Origin of the sequence: Burkholderia sp. Bp9004 (genome assembly GCF_003858025.1) — a bacterium.
Taxonomy (GTDB): Bacteria; Pseudomonadota; Gammaproteobacteria; order Burkholderiales; family Burkholderiaceae; genus Burkholderia; species Burkholderia diffusa.
Map to the genome: position 1 here is coordinate 115,628 of NZ_QTQD01000001.1, position 16,564 is coordinate 132,191.

Consider the following 16,564-nt stretch of genomic DNA (forward strand, 5'->3'; position numbering starts at 1 on the left):
GTGCGCGGCCCGCCCGATCTGAGGGTTCGGCGTCGTCCCGCGCTTGCGCGGTCAGTCGTCGAGTGCCACGAAGACGCGACGCCACGCGCCGTCCCGTGCATCGTGTTCGACGCACGCACCGCGCACGGCAAGCGCGCACTGCAGCGATGCCGGCAGCAGGATCTCCACGCGCCCGGCAGGGCGGTTCATGCGGCCATCCCAGCGGACCGACACGCCGAGTTCGCCGGACGCCGTGCGTCCGGTCTCGACGCGCCACAGCCCGTATTCGCCGTCGCGCCATGCTTCCGTTTCGCCGTCGTCCTCGACGCATTCGCCGTACGCAACGCCGTCCTCGATGCGCGGCGCGACGAGGAAGCCGCGCGTGTCCGCGCGTGCGCCGAACCGTTGCTCGGCGACGTTCAGCGGCAGCACGCGGCCTTCGCGCAACAGCATCACCGGCGTGTCGAGCGGCGCGGGCAGCGTCACGTTCGCGCCGCCGTCGAACGACTGCGCGCTCGCGCAGCACAGCCAGCGTGCACCGGACGGCAGGTAGACCTCGCGCTCCGTGCGGCCCGGCTCGACGACCGGCGCGACCAGCAGCGCGTCGCCGAGCATCATGTCGTCGCATTCGTCGTAGCAGCGCGGGTCGCCGGGGAAGTCGCCGAAGGTCGGCCGCAGCACCGGCTCGTAGCGCGTGGTCGACAGCCACAGCAGGTGATAGAGGTAAGGCAGCAGCCGGTAGCGCTGCTTGAGCAGCGACGCGATCCGCGCGGTGATCTCCGGATACATCCACGGTTCGTTGACGGTTCCGTCGTCATTCCACGAATGGATGCTGAAGCGCGGCATGAAGATGCCGAACTGCACCCAGCGCAGCAGCAGCTCGGGCGACGGGGCGGGGCCGGAGAAGCCGCCGATGTCGTGACCGATGTTCGACACGCCCGACAACGCGAGCCCGAGGCCCATCTTCAGGTTGTAGCGCAGCGTTTCCCACGACGTGTAGTTGTCGCCGGACCAGGTCTGTACATAACGCTGCATGCCCGCGCCGCCGGAGCGCGACACGAGGAACGGCCGCCGCGCCGGCGCATGCGCGCGCTGTGCGTCGCGCGACGCGCGCATCATCAGCATCGTCTGCAGCACCTTCGCCTCGCGTGCGGGAAACGGCTGCCCGAAGCCGTGCGCGATTGCGTCGGGCGACCAGATCTCGTATTCGTTGTTGTCGTTCCACGTCGACTCGATCCCGTAGTCGAGCAGCGCCGACGTGACCTGCTCGCGCCACCAGTCGTAGGCGTCCGGTTGCGTGAAGTCGAGATACGCGCCAACCTCGTCCCAGAATTGCACCCATGCCGGTTCGCCGGATGGCGAGCGGATCAGCAGCCCGCGCCGCGCGGCGTCGTCGAACGCCGGGTGGTCGCGCAGCAGGCACGGCTTGATGTTCGCGCACAGGCGGATACCGTGGTCGCGGTAGTGCTTCACGAATCCCTTCGCGTCGGGAAACTTCTCGCGGTTCCAGTTGAACACGTAGCGTTTCTCGCCGATCAACGTATAGCCCGACGACAGGTGGAACGAATCGCACAGAATGTCGTGCGATTCGCACCGCTCGACGAACTGGTTCATCTGCCGCTGCGCGTCCGGCGCGTCGGTGTAGCTCATCGTCGAGCCCGAATAGCCGAGCCCCCATTTCGGCGTGCGCGCGGGGCGCCCGGTGAGCCACGTGAAGCGCCGCGCAGCCGTGAGCGGCGTGTCGGGCGACGCGATGAAGTAGTAGTCGAGATCGCCGTGCTCGGCGACGAAGTAGCGGTAGAGCCCGTGGTAGTTGTCGAGCTCGCGGCCCATGTCGAACGCGCAATCCGACAGCGTGTCGTAGAACAGCCCGAAGCCCTGGCACGCGCCGGGCGACCACGTGACGTAGAACGGAACGTGCTTGTAGAGCGGGTCCGTGTGCTTTGCGCTGTAACCCATCGCGTCGATGTTGCGCATCTCGAAGCGCGCGCCGCTGCGGTCGAGGTCGCCCGCGCGCTCGCCGAGACCGAACACCTTGTCGCCGCGCTCGCGAGCGACGTAGTGATAGGCGCGATCGTCCCACCAGCCGAAGTTGTACGCCTGCGTCGCGCGATCGGCGAGCACGACGCGCCACGTGCCGTCGGCGCCGCGCATCGACCACGTGCAATGGCCGCCTTGCCGGCTTACCGTGAGGCGGATCTGCGCGGTTTCGATGCGCACGCCGCCGTCGTCTTCGACGAAGTCGTAGGCCGGTTGCGCGAAGCCGCTCAGGTCGAGACGGTCGCGCCCTTCGAGCGGCACGTCGTCGAGGCCCGGCGCGATGGTCCAGGTGCGCGGGTTGCGCGCCGTCGCGTCGGGCAGCACGCGCACGCGCACGATGTCGTCCTCGAGCACGAAGATCTCGAGCGTCGCGTCCGCGTCGGACGCGAGCAGCACACGGTTCGCCTGCCGGTCGGCGACGTGGAACACGGGCGGATGAAGAAGCGAAGTCATGAAAGCGATTCCTGGTGAAGACGGAGGTCAGGCGTGCTGCGCGAGCAGGCGTTCCTGCTTCGACTGCCCGCGGATCAGCACCGCGAGCAGCGTGACGCCGATGATGTCGAACAGGCCGAGGCACGCGAACAGCGGTGCGTAGCCGATCTTGTCGGCGAGCGCGCCGACCAGCAGCGAGAAGCCGAGCCCGCCGATCCACGCGGCCATGCCCGCGAAGCCGCTGGCGGTGCCGACTTCCTCGGGATCGAACACGTCGGCCGACAGCGTGTTGACGAGCGCGGAGATCATCTGGTGCGCGAAGCCGCCGACGCAGAACAGGCCGATGGCCGTGTACGGCGACGACACGAGCCCGATCATCGCCGGCCCCAGCATCAGCACCGCGCCGAGCGCGACGCCGGCGACGCGCGACCACACGAGCGGCAGCCTGAACCGGTTCGCGAGGTACGGCGACAGATAGCCGCCGGCGATGCCGCCGAGATCGGCCGCGAGAAACGGCATCCACGCGAAGACGGCGATCTGCGCGAGCGCCATGTGGCGTTCGGTGGCGAGGTACAGCGGAATCCAGAAACTGAAAGTCTGCCACGCGGGTTCCGCGAAGAAGCGCGGCAGCGCGATCGCCCAGAAACGGCGCGCGGTGACGACGTCGCGAATCCGGCGCTTCGACGCGGCCGGCATCGTGGCCTGGCCGTCACGGATCAGCGTGCGCTCCTGTGAAGTGATGCGCGGATGATCGGCCGGCGACCGGTACTGCGTGTACCAGAGCGCGGCCCACACGAAGCCGAGCGCGCCGGTGACCATGAACGCGGATTGCCAGCCGAATCGCATCGACAGGAACACGACGAGCGGCGGCGCGATCGCGGCGCCGAGCGACGTGCCCGCGTTGAAGTAGCCGACCGCGACGGATTTCTCGCGATCGGGAAACCATTCGGCGACGGCCTTCATCCCTGACGGAATCGCGGCGGCCTCGAACAGCCCGAGCAAGCCGCGCAGGATGCCGAGCGACAGCCAGCCCGACGCGAAGCCGTGCGCGACGCCGACCACCGACCACAGCATCGCGAACAGCGCGAACCCGACCCGCAGGCCGATCAGGTCGACGATGAACCCGCATACCGGCTGCATGATCGTGTAGCCGATCTGGAACGCCCCGACGATATACGAGTATTGCTGCGTCGAGATCGCGAACACCTGCTTCAGTTCCGGTGCGAGCACCGCGAGGGAATTTCGCGCGAGGTAGTTGAGGATCGTGCCGAGACATACCAGCACGATGATCCACCAGCGCAACGCCTTGACTGTTTTCACTGCTGTCTCCTGAGCCATGCAAGTCGCCCGGCTGGGGCGTCTTATGCGGTCATATTTGTACGATGTCCGATCTTGATGGGCGGCCGATTCACCTGGCTTTTACCGGAATTGGCGCATTCGATCGAACATTTCGCTGCTATTGAAAGCCAACGTTATCTGACGACTGATCATTTTCGAGCATCCTATGTTCGAATTCGAATCAGGTCAACGTGAATCTGCATTCGAACGAACATCCTCGGGGTATTCCCGATAGGTTCGCGGACGGGATCCTCGATGCGTTGCGCGACGAGGGCGGCGAATGCCGGCTGGACGGCGATCGAGCGGTCGTCGCACGACCAACTGCATCAGGCGGGTCCGGCAGGAGGGCGTGGGAACCCTGATGAAAATTTATTTTTTTCCAGTCGGCAGATTGTGTAAATTGATTTTCATCAACCTTGCAAAACCATTCGCAATGACGCCTCTCGTTCCGCACGATGCCAGTCACGAGGAATCCGCGATCGCGGAGCGCATCGCCTCGGCCATGCCGCGGATGACGCCAATCCACCGCCGGATGGGCGAGTTCGTGCTCGCGAATCCGTTTCGCGCGGCGACGATGCGGATCGACGAGCTGGCGCAGGCCGTGAATGCGTCGATCGCGACCGCGAACCGCTTCGCGAAGGCGCTGGGTTTCGACGGCTATCCGGCGATGCGCGCGGCGCTCGTGCGCGGCTTCGAGGCGACGCTCGGCCCGGTCGAGCGGCTGCGTTCCGCGCAGGAGCAGGAACAAGAGCAGGGCGTGCGCGGCGCAGCGTGGATCGACGCGGTGTTCGACCAGGCCGTCGCGAACATCGAGAACACGCGTGCGCAGCTGGATGCGGCCGACGTCGAGGCGGCCGTCGAGGCGATCGTCGGCGCGCGGCGCGTGCTGATTCTCGGCGCCGGTTCGAGCGCGTTTCTGACCGGGCTGATGGAACACGGATTGTCGGTGTGTCACGACAACGTGCAGTCGCTCGCGCTGCTCGGGGGGCCGTCGCATGCGGCGCGGCGCCTGTACACGGCCGACTCGCGCGATCTCGTGATCGCGCTCGCGTTTCCGCGCTACGTCAAGGACACGATCGAGCTGGCCCGCCGCGCGGCCGCGCGCGGCGCGCGCGTGCTCGGCATCTCCGACGGGCCCGGTTCGCCGCTTGCACCGATCGCGTCGCTGAATCTGTACGTCAAGGCCGAACGGCGTTTCGCGGCCACGTCGGAGGCGGCCGTGCTGACGATGATCGAGGCGCTGATCGACGCGGTCGCGCTGCGCACGCACCGCTCCGCGAAGTCCGCCGCCGAAATGACCGAATTCCTGTTGCCGTGGCTGATCCACCCGCAAGCGGTGCCGCCGGCCGCCACCCCTTCTTCCTCCGGTACGAAAAAATCATGACTTCACCCGCGATCGTCGCGATTCATGGCGGTGCAGGCACGATCCTGCGCGATGCGATGGACACCGACACCGAACGCCAGTACCGCGCCGAACTCACCGCGATCCTGCTGGCCGCGCAACAGGTGCTCGCCGATGGCGGCAGCGCGCTCGACGCCGTCACCGTCGCGGTGCGGCTGCTCGAGGACTGTCCGCTGTTCAACGCCGGGCGCGGCGCCGTCTATACGGCCGAAGGCAAACACGAACTCGACGCGGCAGTGATGGACGGCACGACGCTCGCGGCCGGCGCGATCTGCTGCGCGACCCGCGTGCGCAATCCGGTGCTCGCCGCACGGCGCGTGATGGAGGCGAGCGAGCACGTGCTGCTGGCAGGCGCGGGCGCCGACGCGTTCGCGGCCGCACAGGGCCTCGAACTCGCCGAGCCCGGCTACTTCGACACCGAGGCGCGTCATGCACAGTGGGTCAAGGCGCGCGCGGCGGCCGGCACGATGCTCGATCACGATGCCGCGACCTTCGCGTTCGGCGCCGGGCAGCCGGCCGAGCCGCTCGATCCCGATCGCAAGCACGGCACGGTCGGCGCGGTCGCGTGCGACGTGCACGGCCATATCGCGGCGGCGACGTCGACCGGCGGCATCACGAACAAGCAGCCCGGCCGCGTCGGCGATTCGCCGATCATCGGCGCCGGCTGCTATGCGGACGACGCGACCTGCGCGGTATCCGCGACGGGCACGGGCGAGATGTTCATCCGGCTCGCGACCGCGCATGACGTGGCCGCGCAGATGGCCTATCGCGGCGCATCGCTCGCCGATGCCGCGCACGACGCCGTGATGAACAAGCTGTCGCGCCTGGCCGGGCGCGGCGGCATCGTCGCGGTCGACGCGCACGGCAACGTCGCGATGCCGTTCAACACGGAAGGGATGTATCGCGGCTACGCACGCGTCGGCGAGACGCCCGTGGTCGGCATCTATCGCGACGATGCGGCCTGATTCCGGATCGTACGAGGAGACCTTCGCATGACTTCGAGCCGAACCCCGTCCGCGCTGGTGCTGCCGGAGCAGCGCGTCGTCGCCGTCGACGACCTGTCGGTCATGTTTCGCCGCGAAAACGCGACGTTCGATGCGGTGCGCAACGTGTCGTTTCACGTCGATCGCGGCGAGACGCTCGCGATCGTCGGCGAGTCGGGCTCCGGCAAGTCGGTCACGTCGCTCGCGCTGATGCGGCTCGTCGAGCATGGCGGCGGCGAGATCACGAGCGGCCGGATCGCGTTGCGGCGTCGCGGCGGCGCGCTCGTCGACCTCGTGCAGGCGAGCGCGGCGACGATGCGCGGGATCCGCGGCGCGGACATCGCGATGATCTTCCAGGAGCCGATGACGTCGCTGAACCCGGTGTTTACGGTCGGCGACCAGATCAGCGAGGCGATCGCGCTGCACCAGTCGAAGAGCGCGACCGAAGCCCGCGCGGAAGCGTTGCGGCTGCTCGATCTCGTGCGCATTCCGGAGGCGCGCCGCGTGTTCGCGCGCTATCCGCACCAGTTGTCCGGCGGGATGCGGCAGCGCGTGATGATCGCGATGGCGCTGTCGTGCCGGCCCGCGCTCCTGATCGCCGACGAACCGACGACCGCGCTCGACGTGACGATCCAGGCGCAGATCCTGCAACTGATCCGCGGCCTGCAGGACGAAATGAACATGGGCGTGATCTTCATCACGCACGACATGGGCGTGGTCGCCGAGGTGGCCGATCGCGTGCTCGTGATGTATCGCGGCGAGAAGGTCGAGGAGGGCGAGTCCGAACGCATTTTCGCGACGCCCGCGCATCGCTATACGCGTGCGCTGCTCGCGGCCGTGCCGCGGCTCGGCTCGATGCAGGGCACCGATAACCCCGAGAAATTCCCGCTGCTGAAGGTGGACGGCGCGAGCGCGGCCACGCCGGCATCTGCCGCGAACGACGCGGTCGCGGCCCCCGTCGCCGGGCAGCCGCACGTCGATCCGGCCGCGCCGCCGATCCTGCGGGTGCGCGATCTCGTCACGCGGTTTCCGGTGAAGAGCGGCGTGTTCGGCCGCGTGTCGCAATACGTGCACGCGGTCGAGCGCGTGAGCTTCGAGCTGTGCGCGGGCGAGACGCTCGCGCTCGTCGGCGAATCCGGCTGCGGCAAGTCGACCACCGGCCGCTCGCTGCTGCGCCTCGTCGAATCGCAGAGCGGCTCGATCGAATTCGACGGCCGCGACATCAGCGCGATGAAGGGTCATGACCTGCAGGCGCTGCGCCGAAACATCCAGTTCATCTTCCAGGATCCGTTCGCGTCGCTGAACCCGCGCCTGACGGTCGGTTTCTCGATCATGGAGCCGCTGCTCGTACATGGCGTCGCGAGCGGCCGCGAAGCGCAGGCGCGCGTCGATTGGCTGCTCGAGAAGGTCGGCCTGCCACCGGAGGCCGCACGCCGCTATCCGCACGAATTCTCGGGCGGCCAGCGTCAGCGGATCGCCATCGCACGCGCGCTCGCGCTGAATCCGAAGGTCGTGATCGCCGATGAATCGGTGTCGGCGCTCGACGTGTCCGTGCAGGCGCAGATCGTGAACCTGATGCTCGACCTGCAGCGCGAGCTGGGCGTCGCGTATCTGTTCATCTCGCACGACATGGCCGTCGTCGAGCGCATCAGCCATCGCGTCGCGGTGATGTATCTCGGCCAGATCGTCGAGATCGGCCCGCGCCGCGCGGTGTTCGAGGCGCCGCACCATCCTTATACGAGGAAGCTGATGAGCGCGGTGCCGGTGGCAGACCCCGCGCGCCGGCATGCGCCGCGCCAGCTCGCGGCGGACGAGATTCCGAGCCCGATCCGCGCGGTCGGCGACGAGCCGATCGTCGCGCCGCTCGTTGCGGTCGGCCCCGATCATTACGTCGCGACGCATCGCGTCGGCGGCGCGTATTGATTGCACGGCGAGTCGGATATGGACCGCAGCTGCGCACGCGCCAGGCAACGGCGTCATTTTCCCGAGCGGATGCAGTCACGCCGCGATTTCCACCACGCGTTACCGAATCATCCACAGGAGCCAGACAAAATGAACAAGTCGAATTCGTTCCCGATGTTCCGTCCGCGCGCGTTGTTCGCCGCGGGGGCAGGCGCGCTCGCGCTGTCGGTCGCCGTGCCCGCGTTCGCGCAACAGAACGTCGTGGTCGCCGTGTACTCGACGTTCACGACGATGGACCCGTATGACGCGAACGACACGGTGTCGCAAGCTGTCGTCAAGTCGTTCTACGAAGGGCTGTTCGGCTTCGACAAGGACATGAAGCTCGTCAACGTGCTCGCGACGAGCTACCAGGCGTCGCCCGATGCGAAGGTCTACACGGTCAAGCTGCGCCCGGGCGTGAAGTTCCACGACGGCACGGATTTCAACGCCGAGGCGGTGAAGGCGAACTTCGACCGCGTGACCGATCCGGCGAACAAGCTGAAGCGTTACGGGCTGTTCCGCGTGATCGAGAAGACCGAGGTGGTCGATCCGATGACGGTGCGCTTCACGCTGCGCGAGCCGTTCTCCGCGTTCATCAACACGCTCGCGCATCCCTCGGCGGTGATGATTTCGCCGGCCGCGCTGAAGAAGTGGGGGCGCGACGTGTCGCTGCATCCGGTCGGCACGGGCCCGTTCGAGTTCGTCGAATGGAAGCAGACCGACGACATGAAGGTGAAGAAGTTTGCCGGCTACTGGAAGAAGGGCTATCCGAAGGTCGATTCGATCGACTGGAAACCGGTGGTCGACAACAACACGCGCGCCGCGTTGCTCAAGACCGGCGAGGCCGATTTCGCGTTCACGATCCCGTTCGAGCAGGCTGCCGACCTGAAGAGCAATCCGAAGGTCGAGCTGATCGAGCGGCCGTCGATCATCCAGCGCTACATCTCGCTGAACACGCAGAAGAAGCCGTTCGACAATCCGAAGGTGCGTGAAGCGCTGAACTACGCGGTCAACAAGGAAGCGCTCGCGAAGGTCGTGTTCGCCGGCTACGCAACCCCGCAGACGGGCGTCGCTCCGGTGGGCGTCGAATACGCGACCAAGCTCGGGCCCTGGCCGTACGATCCGGCGAAGGCACGCGCGCTGTTGAAGGAGGCCGGTTATCCGAACGGCTTCGAGTCGACGCTCTGGTCCGCGTACAACCATTCGACGGCGCAGAAGCTGATCCAGTTCGTCCAGCAGCAGCTCGCGCAGGTCGGCGTGAAGGTGCAGGTGCAGGCACTCGAGGCCGGCGAGCGGGTCGCGAAGGTCGAGAGCGCGCAGGATCCGGCGACGGCACCGGTGCGGATGTACTACAGCGGCTGGTCGGCCTCGACGGGCGAGGCGAACTGGGCGCTGTCGCCGCTGCTCGCGTCCACGTCGGCGCCGCCGAAGCTCTACAACACCGCGTACTACAAGAACGGTGCGGTCGACGACGATCTCGCGAAGGCGCTCGAGACGACCGACCAGGCGAAGAAGGCCTCCCTGTACGCCGACGCGCAGAAGCAGGTGTGGGCCGACGCGCCGTGGATCTTCCTGGTGCAGGAGAAGATCGTCTATGCGCGCAGCAAGCGCCTGCACGGCATGTACGTGATGCCGGACGGCTCGTTCAACTTCGACGAAATCTCGGTGAAATGACGGCGATTCGCCCGTTGTGCGGCGCCGGCGGCGCGAGCTGCCGGCGCGCTGATTCGATCGGTGCCCCATGCTGAATTTTCTCGTCAAACGCCTGTTCGGCCTGCTGCCCACGCTCGCGATCGTCGCGGTGCTGGTGTTCCTGTTCGTGCACCTGCTGCCGGGCGATCCGGCGCGGCTCGCGGCCGGCCCGGAAGCCGACGACGCGACGGTCGCGCTCGTGCGCGCCGATCTCGGGCTCGACCGGCCGCTGCCGGCGCAGTTCGCGAACTTCTTCGTGAAGATCGCGCACGGCGATTTCGGGACGTCGACGCGCAGCAAGCGTCCGGTGTCGACCGAGATCGGCGAGCGCTTCATGCCGACGCTGCTGCTGACGCTCATCAGCATGGTCTGGGCGACGGCGTTCGGGATGGCGATCGGGATCGCGTCGGCGGTATGGCGCAACCGCTGGCCCGATCGCCTCGGGATGACGATCGCGGTGTCGGGCATCTCGTTTCCGGCGTTCGCGCTCGGCATGCTGCTGATGGAGATATTTTCAGTGAAGCTCGGCTGGCTGCCCGTCGTGCCGGACGGCACGTGGAAGAGCTACGTGCTGCCGTCGCTGACGCTCGGCGCCGCGGTCGCGGCCGTGATGGCGCGCTTCACGCGCGCGTCGTTCGTCGAGGTGCTCAACGAGGACTACGTGCGCACCGCGCGCGCGAAGGGTGTGCACGAGCCGATGGTCGTGCTCAAGCATTGCCTGCGCAACGCGATGATCCCGGTCGTCACGATGATGGGGCTGCAGTTCGGCTTCCTGCTCGGCGGCTCGATCGTCGTCGAGGCCGTGTTCAATTGGCCGGGGCTCGGGCGCCTGCTGGTCGACGCGGTGACGATGCGCGACTACCCGGTGATCCAGGCGATCGTGCTGCTGTTCTCGCTCGAATTCATCCTGATCAACCTGACCGTCGACGTGCTGTACGCGGTCATCAACCCGACCATCCGGTTCAAGTGAGGCGCGCATGAACGCGACTGTCCAGCCCGCGGCGTCGGCCGCATCGAGCGCGATCCGCACGCCGTGGCGCGAATTCTGGCGCAAGTTCCGCAAGCAGACCGTCGCGCTGGTCGCGGGCGGTTTCGTGCTGGGGCTCGTCGTGCTCGCATTCGTCGGCCCGCACATCGTGCCGTTCGATCCGGAGAACTATTTCGACTACGACGCGCTGAACGCCGGGCCGTCGGCCATGCACTGGTTCGGCGTCGACTCGCTCGGCCGCGACATCTTCAGCCGGATCGTCACCGGCACGCGCATCTCGCTCGCCGCCGGCTTCTTCTCGGTCGCGCTCGGCGCGCTCATCGGCACGTTCTTCGGGTTGCTCGCGGGCTACTACGAAGGTTGGTGGGACCGCATCACGATGCGCGTGGCCGACGTGCTGTTCGCGTTCCCGGGGATCCTGCTCGCGATCGGCGTGGTCGCGATCCTCGGCAACGGGATGGTCAACGTGATCTGCGCGGTTGCGATCTTCAGCATTCCGGCGTTCGCGCGGCTCGTGCGCGGCAACACGCTGATGCTCAAGCACATGACCTACGTGGAAGCCGCGCGCAGCATCGGCGCGTCCGACTGGACGATCATCATGCGGCACATCCTGCCGGGCACCGTGTCGTCGGTCGTCGTGTACTTCACGATGCGGATCGGCACGTCGATCATCACGGCCGCGAGCCTGTCGTTCCTCGGGCTCGGCGCGCAGCCGCCGACGCCGGAGTGGGGCGCGATGCTCAACGAGGCGCGCGCCGACATGGTGACGGCGCCGCACATCGCAGTCTTCCCGAGCCTCGCGATCTTCCTGACCGTGCTCGCGTTCAACCTGCTCGGCGACGGACTGCGCGACGCGCTCGACCCGAAGCTGGAGCGCCGCTGATGCGTGCGGTTCCGATGTGGAGCACGACGCTGCCGGCCGGGCCGCGCGGCACGATTGCCGACGTGCCGGGCGTGACGGTCGGCCATGCGACGCTCGATGCCGGCGACGTGCAGACCGGCGTCACCGTCGTGAAGCCGCATCCGGGCGACCCTTACCGCAGCAAGGTGCCGGCCGGCGCGGCCGTGATCAACGGCTTCGGCAAGAGCGTCGGGCTCGTGCAGGTCGACGAACTCGGCACGCTCGACACGCCGATCGCGCTGACCAACACGTTCGGCGTCGGCGCGGTCGCACAGGCGCAGATCCGCGCGGCGATCGCGAAGAATCCGCACATCGGCCGCGACTGGCCGACCGTCAACCCGCTCGTGTTCGAGTGCAACGACGGCTATCTGAACGACATCCAGGCGTTCGCGGTGACGGCCGCGCATTATGAAGAAGCCTGCAATACCGCGGCGCGCGACTTCGCACGTGGCGCGGTGGGCGCCGGGCGCGGGATGTCGTGTTTCGACCTGAAGGGCGGGATCGGCTCCGCGTCGCGCGTGGCCGTCGCGGCCGGCAGGCCGTACACGGTCGGCGCGCTGGTGCTCGCGAATTTCGGCCGGCTGCCGATGCTGACGCTCGGCGGCGTGCCGCTCGGGCGTATCGTCGAGCAGCGCCGTGCCGCCGCGGACGCGCAGGCGGCGGCGCCGGAGCAAGGCTCGATCATCCTGCTGCTGGCGACCGATGCGCCGCTCGACGCGCGGCAACTGTCGCGGCTCGCCCGCCGCGCGGGCGCGGGGCTTGCCCGCACCGGTTCGGTCTACGGGCACGGCAGCGGCGACATCGCGCTCGCCTTTTCGACCGCGTACACGATCGCGCACGATGCGTCGACCATCGCGCTACCGGCCCTCGTGGCCGATGCGGCGCTCGATCCGCTGTTCATGGCGGCGGCCGAGAGCGTCGAGCACGCGATCGCCGACGCGCTGCTGCAGGCCGTGACCGTGACCGGGCGCGACGGCCACGTGCGGCAGTCGCTGCGCGACGCGGTGCCCGATCTCGATCGGTTATTCAACGAAGGTAACGAAGGACGTCCGATCCATTCATGAAGATTCTGATTTCGACCGACATCGAGGGTGTCGCCGGCGTGTTCGCCATCGAGCAGACGCGTGCCGGCAATCCGGAATACGAACGTGCGCGCCGCTGGATGACCGCCGAGGCGAACGCGGCGATCGAAGGCGCGTTCGCCGGCGGCGCGCAGGCCGTCTGGGTCAACGATTCGCATGGCGGCTTCCGCAATCTGCTGCCCGACGGGCTCGATGCCCGTGCCCGCGTCGTGCTCGGCAAGCCGCGCACGCTGGGGATGATGGCGGGCCTCGAACAGCAGCCCGACCTCGTGTTCATGATCGGCTTTCACGCGAAATCGCAGACGCGCGGCGTGCTTGCGCACACCATCAACAACTTCGCGTTCACGCAGGTGTGGCTGAATGGTGTCGAGCTCGGCGAAGCCGGGCTGTACGGCGCGCTGGCGCGTGAATATGGCGCGCACGTCGCGCTGGCGTCGGGCGACGACGTGTTCGCCGAGGAAACCCGGCCGCTGTTTCCGGACGCGCGTTTCGAGACGGTCAAGACGGCCGGCGGCGCATCGAGCGGCGACACGCTCACGCCGGCAGCGTCCTGCGCGCGCATCGCGACCGCCGCACGCGAAACGGTCGCGCACGCGCTGTCGTCCGGCTGGCGCGCGGGTGCGCATCGGCCCGCGCCGGCTGCTTGCACGTTGCGCGTGCAGACGGCCGCGCTCGCCGATCTGTTCTGCGTGCTGCCGTCGCTCGAGCGGGTCGATGCGGTGACGCTGCGCTTCGACGGGCCGTCGGTGGAGCACGTGGTGCGCACGCTGAACAGCCTGTCGGCCATGTCGTTCATGCTGCGGTGATGCGTGCCGATCGGATGCCGGACCGCGATCTCGTCGCCGAAATCCGTGTCGGTCCACGCCCCACGAGATGAAACGTATTGGGCATCTCCGCTCCGATGAAGTCGCTATCCGGCCGATTCGGCCGTCGGGTCTCGCGGCCGTCCGGTCGCGCAAGCGTGGAGCGGATCGTAGACCGATCGAAGGTGCCCCGCCTTCGCTGTCGGGTCACTCATGATGGAATTCAGGCCTTGAGAAATACGCTGCTGGATCCCTACGAGCATATTCCGCGTAGCGTCGTGGCGACCGCCAACGACTACGCGGCGGGTACGACGTTTCCGGAGCGCGCGCACGGGCGCGGGCAGTTCGCGTTTGCGTCGCGCGGCACGATCAGCGTGTCGACGCCGCACGGCCGCTGGCTGGTGCCGCCGCAGCGCGCATGCTGGGTGCCGGCCGGCGTGCGGCACGAAATGACGATGACCGGGCCGGTCACGATGCTCAACGCGTTCGTGTCCGAAGACGCGGCCCGGGCCGCAGGGCTGTCGGACCAGTGCGGCGTATATGGGGTGTCGCCGCTCTTGCGGCAGTTGATCGACGATGCGATCGACCTGCCGGCGATGTACGACGTCGACGGTCGGGCGGGCAAGCTGATGGCGCTGCTGATCGCGGAAATCGCGCAGATGCCGCGGCTGTCGCTGCACGCGCCGCTGCCGACCGATGCGCGTCTAGGGAAGATCTGTCGGCATCTGTTCGCGTCGCCGTCGATCGCGGCCGATCTCGACCGGATGGCGACCGATGTGGGCGTGAGCCGGCGCACGTTTACGCGGCTGTTCCGCGCGCAGACCGGTATGAGTTTTGCCGCGTGGCGTCAGCAGGTCTGCATGTTGGCGGCGATTACACGGCTGAGCGACGGGCAGCCGGTGACGCGTGTCGCGCTCGATCTCGGATATGCGAGCGCGAGCGCCTTTACGTCGGCGTTTCGCCGCATTCTCGGCGAAACGCCGAGCCGGTATCTGGAAGCGCGCCGCTAGCCGGAGCGGATACGGCGGCGGGCGCGGTGCCTTGTTTCGGTCATGGGCGAAAAAAACGCGCCTGCCAGGTTTCGGTCAGACGCGCTTAAAGGCACTCGGTTAGAAAAAATGCGCGACAGCCAGTGGGGCCATGTTCGCGCATCGAGTCGTGAAATTATTGCTTGATCCGATTCAATTCCGTCAGTGGACTGCGGATAGCGAAGCATACGCCGCATAACGCACAAACGATATCGCGCGGCCCCAACGATTCATGTGCAGTCGCAGCATGCGTTTTAATCGCGCGTTCGATTTCGGGGTCTGAAGCAGGCAACCGCGAGCGTTCGACGATCCTGACCGGACGTGCTGCGGCGCGGCATCGAATGTTGGCGCCCGAAAACGAAAACCGCCGCGTGGCGCGATACCTATTGGTATCGCGCCACGCGGCGGTTCGGTGTGATCAGCCGGCCCGCGCCGGCTCGCGCGTCACACGTCGAAGAACACGGTCTCGTCCGGCCCCTGCATGTGGATGTCGAAGCGGTACACGACGGGCCGGCCCGGTTGCGCGTCGCGCTTCGCGACGAGCGTCGCGCGGCGTTCGGCCGGCACCAGGTTCAGCACCGGATCGGCCGCGTTCGCGGCAGCTTCGTCGTCGAAATACACGCGGGTGAACGCGTGGGTCAGGATCCCGCGCATCATCACGGTCACGTTGGCGTGCGGTGCTTCGTCGGCGGTGATGCGGCCAGGCTTCACCGTCGGTACGACGAAGCGGTTCTGCACATCGGTGCCCGTGCCGACGCGTGCGAAGCCCGTGAAACCGGACTTCGCGATGTCGTCACGCGACGCGGGATAGCGACCCGCCGCGTCCACCTGCGTGAATTCGAGCACCGCGTCGCTGACGACGTTGCCGTCGCCGTCGAACACCTGTCCGACCAGGAGCACGTGCTCGCCTTCGGCCTCCGGCGTGGCGATCGTCGGCGTGAACAGGCTCTTCAGGTCGTAATCGTATTGCTGCGGGCACAGGCCGTACGCGAAGTACGGGCCGACCGTTTGCGAAGGGGTTTGCTTCAGCGTCGTCATGGTTCAGCGCTCCATCGGGGTAGCGTCGCGGCCGCGCAGCACGATGTCGAATTCGTAGCCGAGCGCATAGCCTTCTTCGGTGATGTCCATCGAGAAGCGCGAGATCAGGCGGTCGCGCGCCGCTTCCGGCGTGCCCTGGAAGATCGGGTCGTACGCGAGCAGCGGGTCCCCGGGGAAGTACATCTGCGTGACGAGGCGCGAGCCGAAGTAGTCGCCGAACAGCGAGAAATGGATGTGATTCGGACGCCACGCATTCGGATGGTTGCCCCACGGATAGGCGCCGGGCTTGATCGTCAGGAAGCGGTAGCGGCCTTCGGCGTCGGTCATGCAGCGGCCGGCACCGAGGAAGTTCGGGTCGAGCGGCGCGTCGTGCTGGTCGACCTTGTGCACGTAGCGGCCGGCCGCGTTCGCCTGCCATACCTCGACGAGCGTGTTGCGCACGGGCTTGCCGCCTTCGTCGAGCACGCGGCCGGTGACGACGATGCGTTCACCGAGCGGCTCGCCGTTCTTCACGGCGTTCTTCGTCAGGTCGTGGTCGAGCGCGCCGAGATCCTCGGCGCCGTAGACGGGCGCGAACTGGTCGCGCAGCTTTTCCTTCAACGGGATCATCGGGCGCGTCGGGCCGCGCTTCACCGACGAACGGTACTCGGGGTGGACATACGCGGGATGCGACGGCCAGTCGCGCGGCGTGAGGATCGTGGGGGAATCCATCGGGCGTCTCCTGTTAGGTATTTCGCGAAGTGGATGGCAAGACTTTAGTCAATCCGGAAAGTTATGAAAAATGAACTTTTTTAGCGAATTGCATAACCATTCGTTATGTTCTGCGGCGCCAGTGAAAATCCGGCGGACGGGCCGCCTGTCCGGCGGAGAGAGCGATCGGGCTTCGCGTCGTCGATGACGATGCCAGGCACGGCCCT

At 67.4% G+C, this 16,564-nt stretch carries 13 protein-coding genes; 9 read left to right on the top strand and 4 right to left on the bottom strand.

What is annotated here, in order from left to right; translation table 11 throughout:
• Positions 1 to 51 precede the first annotated feature (51 nt).
• Positions 52 to 2,472 (bottom strand): glycoside hydrolase family 31 protein, encoded by a 2,421-nt coding sequence (locus DIE08_RS00500; protein WP_124900650.1) that lies wholly within the window; start codon positions 2,470 to 2,472, stop codon positions 52 to 54.
• A gap of 27 nt (positions 2,473 to 2,499) precedes the next feature.
• Positions 2,500 to 3,771, bottom strand: a complete 1,272-nt coding sequence (locus tag DIE08_RS00505) for an MFS transporter (RefSeq protein ID WP_059598877.1) — start codon at positions 3,769 to 3,771, stop codon at positions 2,500 to 2,502.
• 451 nt (positions 3,772 to 4,222) lie between these two features.
• Between DIE08_RS00505 and DIE08_RS00510 the strand changes: the two genes are divergently transcribed.
• From DIE08_RS00510 to DIE08_RS00550, 9 genes are all read left to right on the top strand, one after another.
• Positions 4,223 to 5,173: a MurR/RpiR family transcriptional regulator gene (locus DIE08_RS00510; RefSeq protein ID WP_059598878.1), complete on the top strand. Its 951-nt coding sequence runs from the start codon at positions 4,223 to 4,225 to the stop codon at positions 5,171 to 5,173.
• On the top strand, positions 5,170 to 6,156 hold the full coding sequence (locus tag DIE08_RS00515; protein WP_059598879.1) for an isoaspartyl peptidase/L-asparaginase family protein: 987 nt from the start codon (positions 5,170 to 5,172) through the stop codon (positions 6,154 to 6,156). Before DIE08_RS00510 ends, DIE08_RS00515 begins: the two co-directional genes overlap by 4 nt.
• 27 nt (positions 6,157 to 6,183) lie before the next feature.
• A complete protein-coding gene (locus DIE08_RS00520) occupies positions 6,184 to 8,097 on the top strand; it encodes a dipeptide ABC transporter ATP-binding protein (RefSeq protein ID WP_124900652.1) in 1,914 nt (637 codons plus the stop codon).
• Between the two features lie 129 nt (positions 8,098 to 8,226).
• Positions 8,227 to 9,789, top strand: a complete 1,563-nt coding sequence (gene gsiB / locus DIE08_RS00525) for a glutathione ABC transporter substrate-binding protein GsiB (RefSeq protein ID WP_124900654.1) — start codon at positions 8,227 to 8,229, stop codon at positions 9,787 to 9,789.
• Positions 9,790 to 9,856: 67 nt separating this feature from the next.
• Positions 9,857 to 10,777 (top strand): glutathione ABC transporter permease GsiC, encoded by a 921-nt coding sequence (gene gsiC, locus DIE08_RS00530; protein ID WP_124628683.1) that lies wholly within the window; start codon positions 9,857 to 9,859, stop codon positions 10,775 to 10,777.
• Between the two features lie 7 nt (positions 10,778 to 10,784).
• Positions 10,785 to 11,678, top strand: a complete 894-nt coding sequence (gene gsiD, locus DIE08_RS00535; RefSeq protein WP_124900656.1) for a glutathione ABC transporter permease GsiD — start codon at positions 10,785 to 10,787, stop codon at positions 11,676 to 11,678.
• Positions 11,678 to 12,760: a P1 family peptidase gene (locus DIE08_RS00540; RefSeq protein WP_124900658.1), complete on the top strand. Its 1,083-nt coding sequence runs from the start codon at positions 11,678 to 11,680 to the stop codon at positions 12,758 to 12,760. The genes gsiD and DIE08_RS00540 overlap by 1 nt, the downstream gene beginning before the upstream one ends.
• On the top strand, positions 12,757 to 13,584 hold the full coding sequence (locus DIE08_RS00545; RefSeq protein WP_059598884.1) for a M55 family metallopeptidase: 828 nt from the start codon (positions 12,757 to 12,759) through the stop codon (positions 13,582 to 13,584). Before DIE08_RS00540 ends, DIE08_RS00545 begins: the two co-directional genes overlap by 4 nt.
• 227 nt (positions 13,585 to 13,811) lie before the next feature.
• Positions 13,812 to 14,591 carry a helix-turn-helix domain-containing protein gene (locus tag DIE08_RS00550; protein WP_221622472.1) on the top strand — a complete coding sequence of 260 codons (780 nt, stop codon included), beginning with the start codon at positions 13,812 to 13,814 and terminating at the stop codon, positions 14,589 to 14,591.
• A 462-nt stretch (positions 14,592 to 15,053) separates the two neighbouring features.
• Here the strand turns inward: DIE08_RS00550 and pcaG are convergent, their stop codons facing one another.
• A complete protein-coding gene (gene pcaG, locus DIE08_RS00555; RefSeq protein WP_124900662.1) occupies positions 15,054 to 15,647 on the bottom strand; it encodes a protocatechuate 3,4-dioxygenase subunit alpha in 594 nt (197 codons plus the stop codon).
• Positions 15,648 to 15,650: 3 nt separating this feature from the next.
• Positions 15,651 to 16,358 carry a protocatechuate 3,4-dioxygenase subunit beta gene (gene pcaH, locus DIE08_RS00560; RefSeq protein ID WP_059525082.1) on the bottom strand — a complete coding sequence of 236 codons (708 nt, stop codon included), beginning with the start codon at positions 16,356 to 16,358 and terminating at the stop codon, positions 15,651 to 15,653.
• Positions 16,359 to 16,564 lie beyond the last annotated feature (206 nt).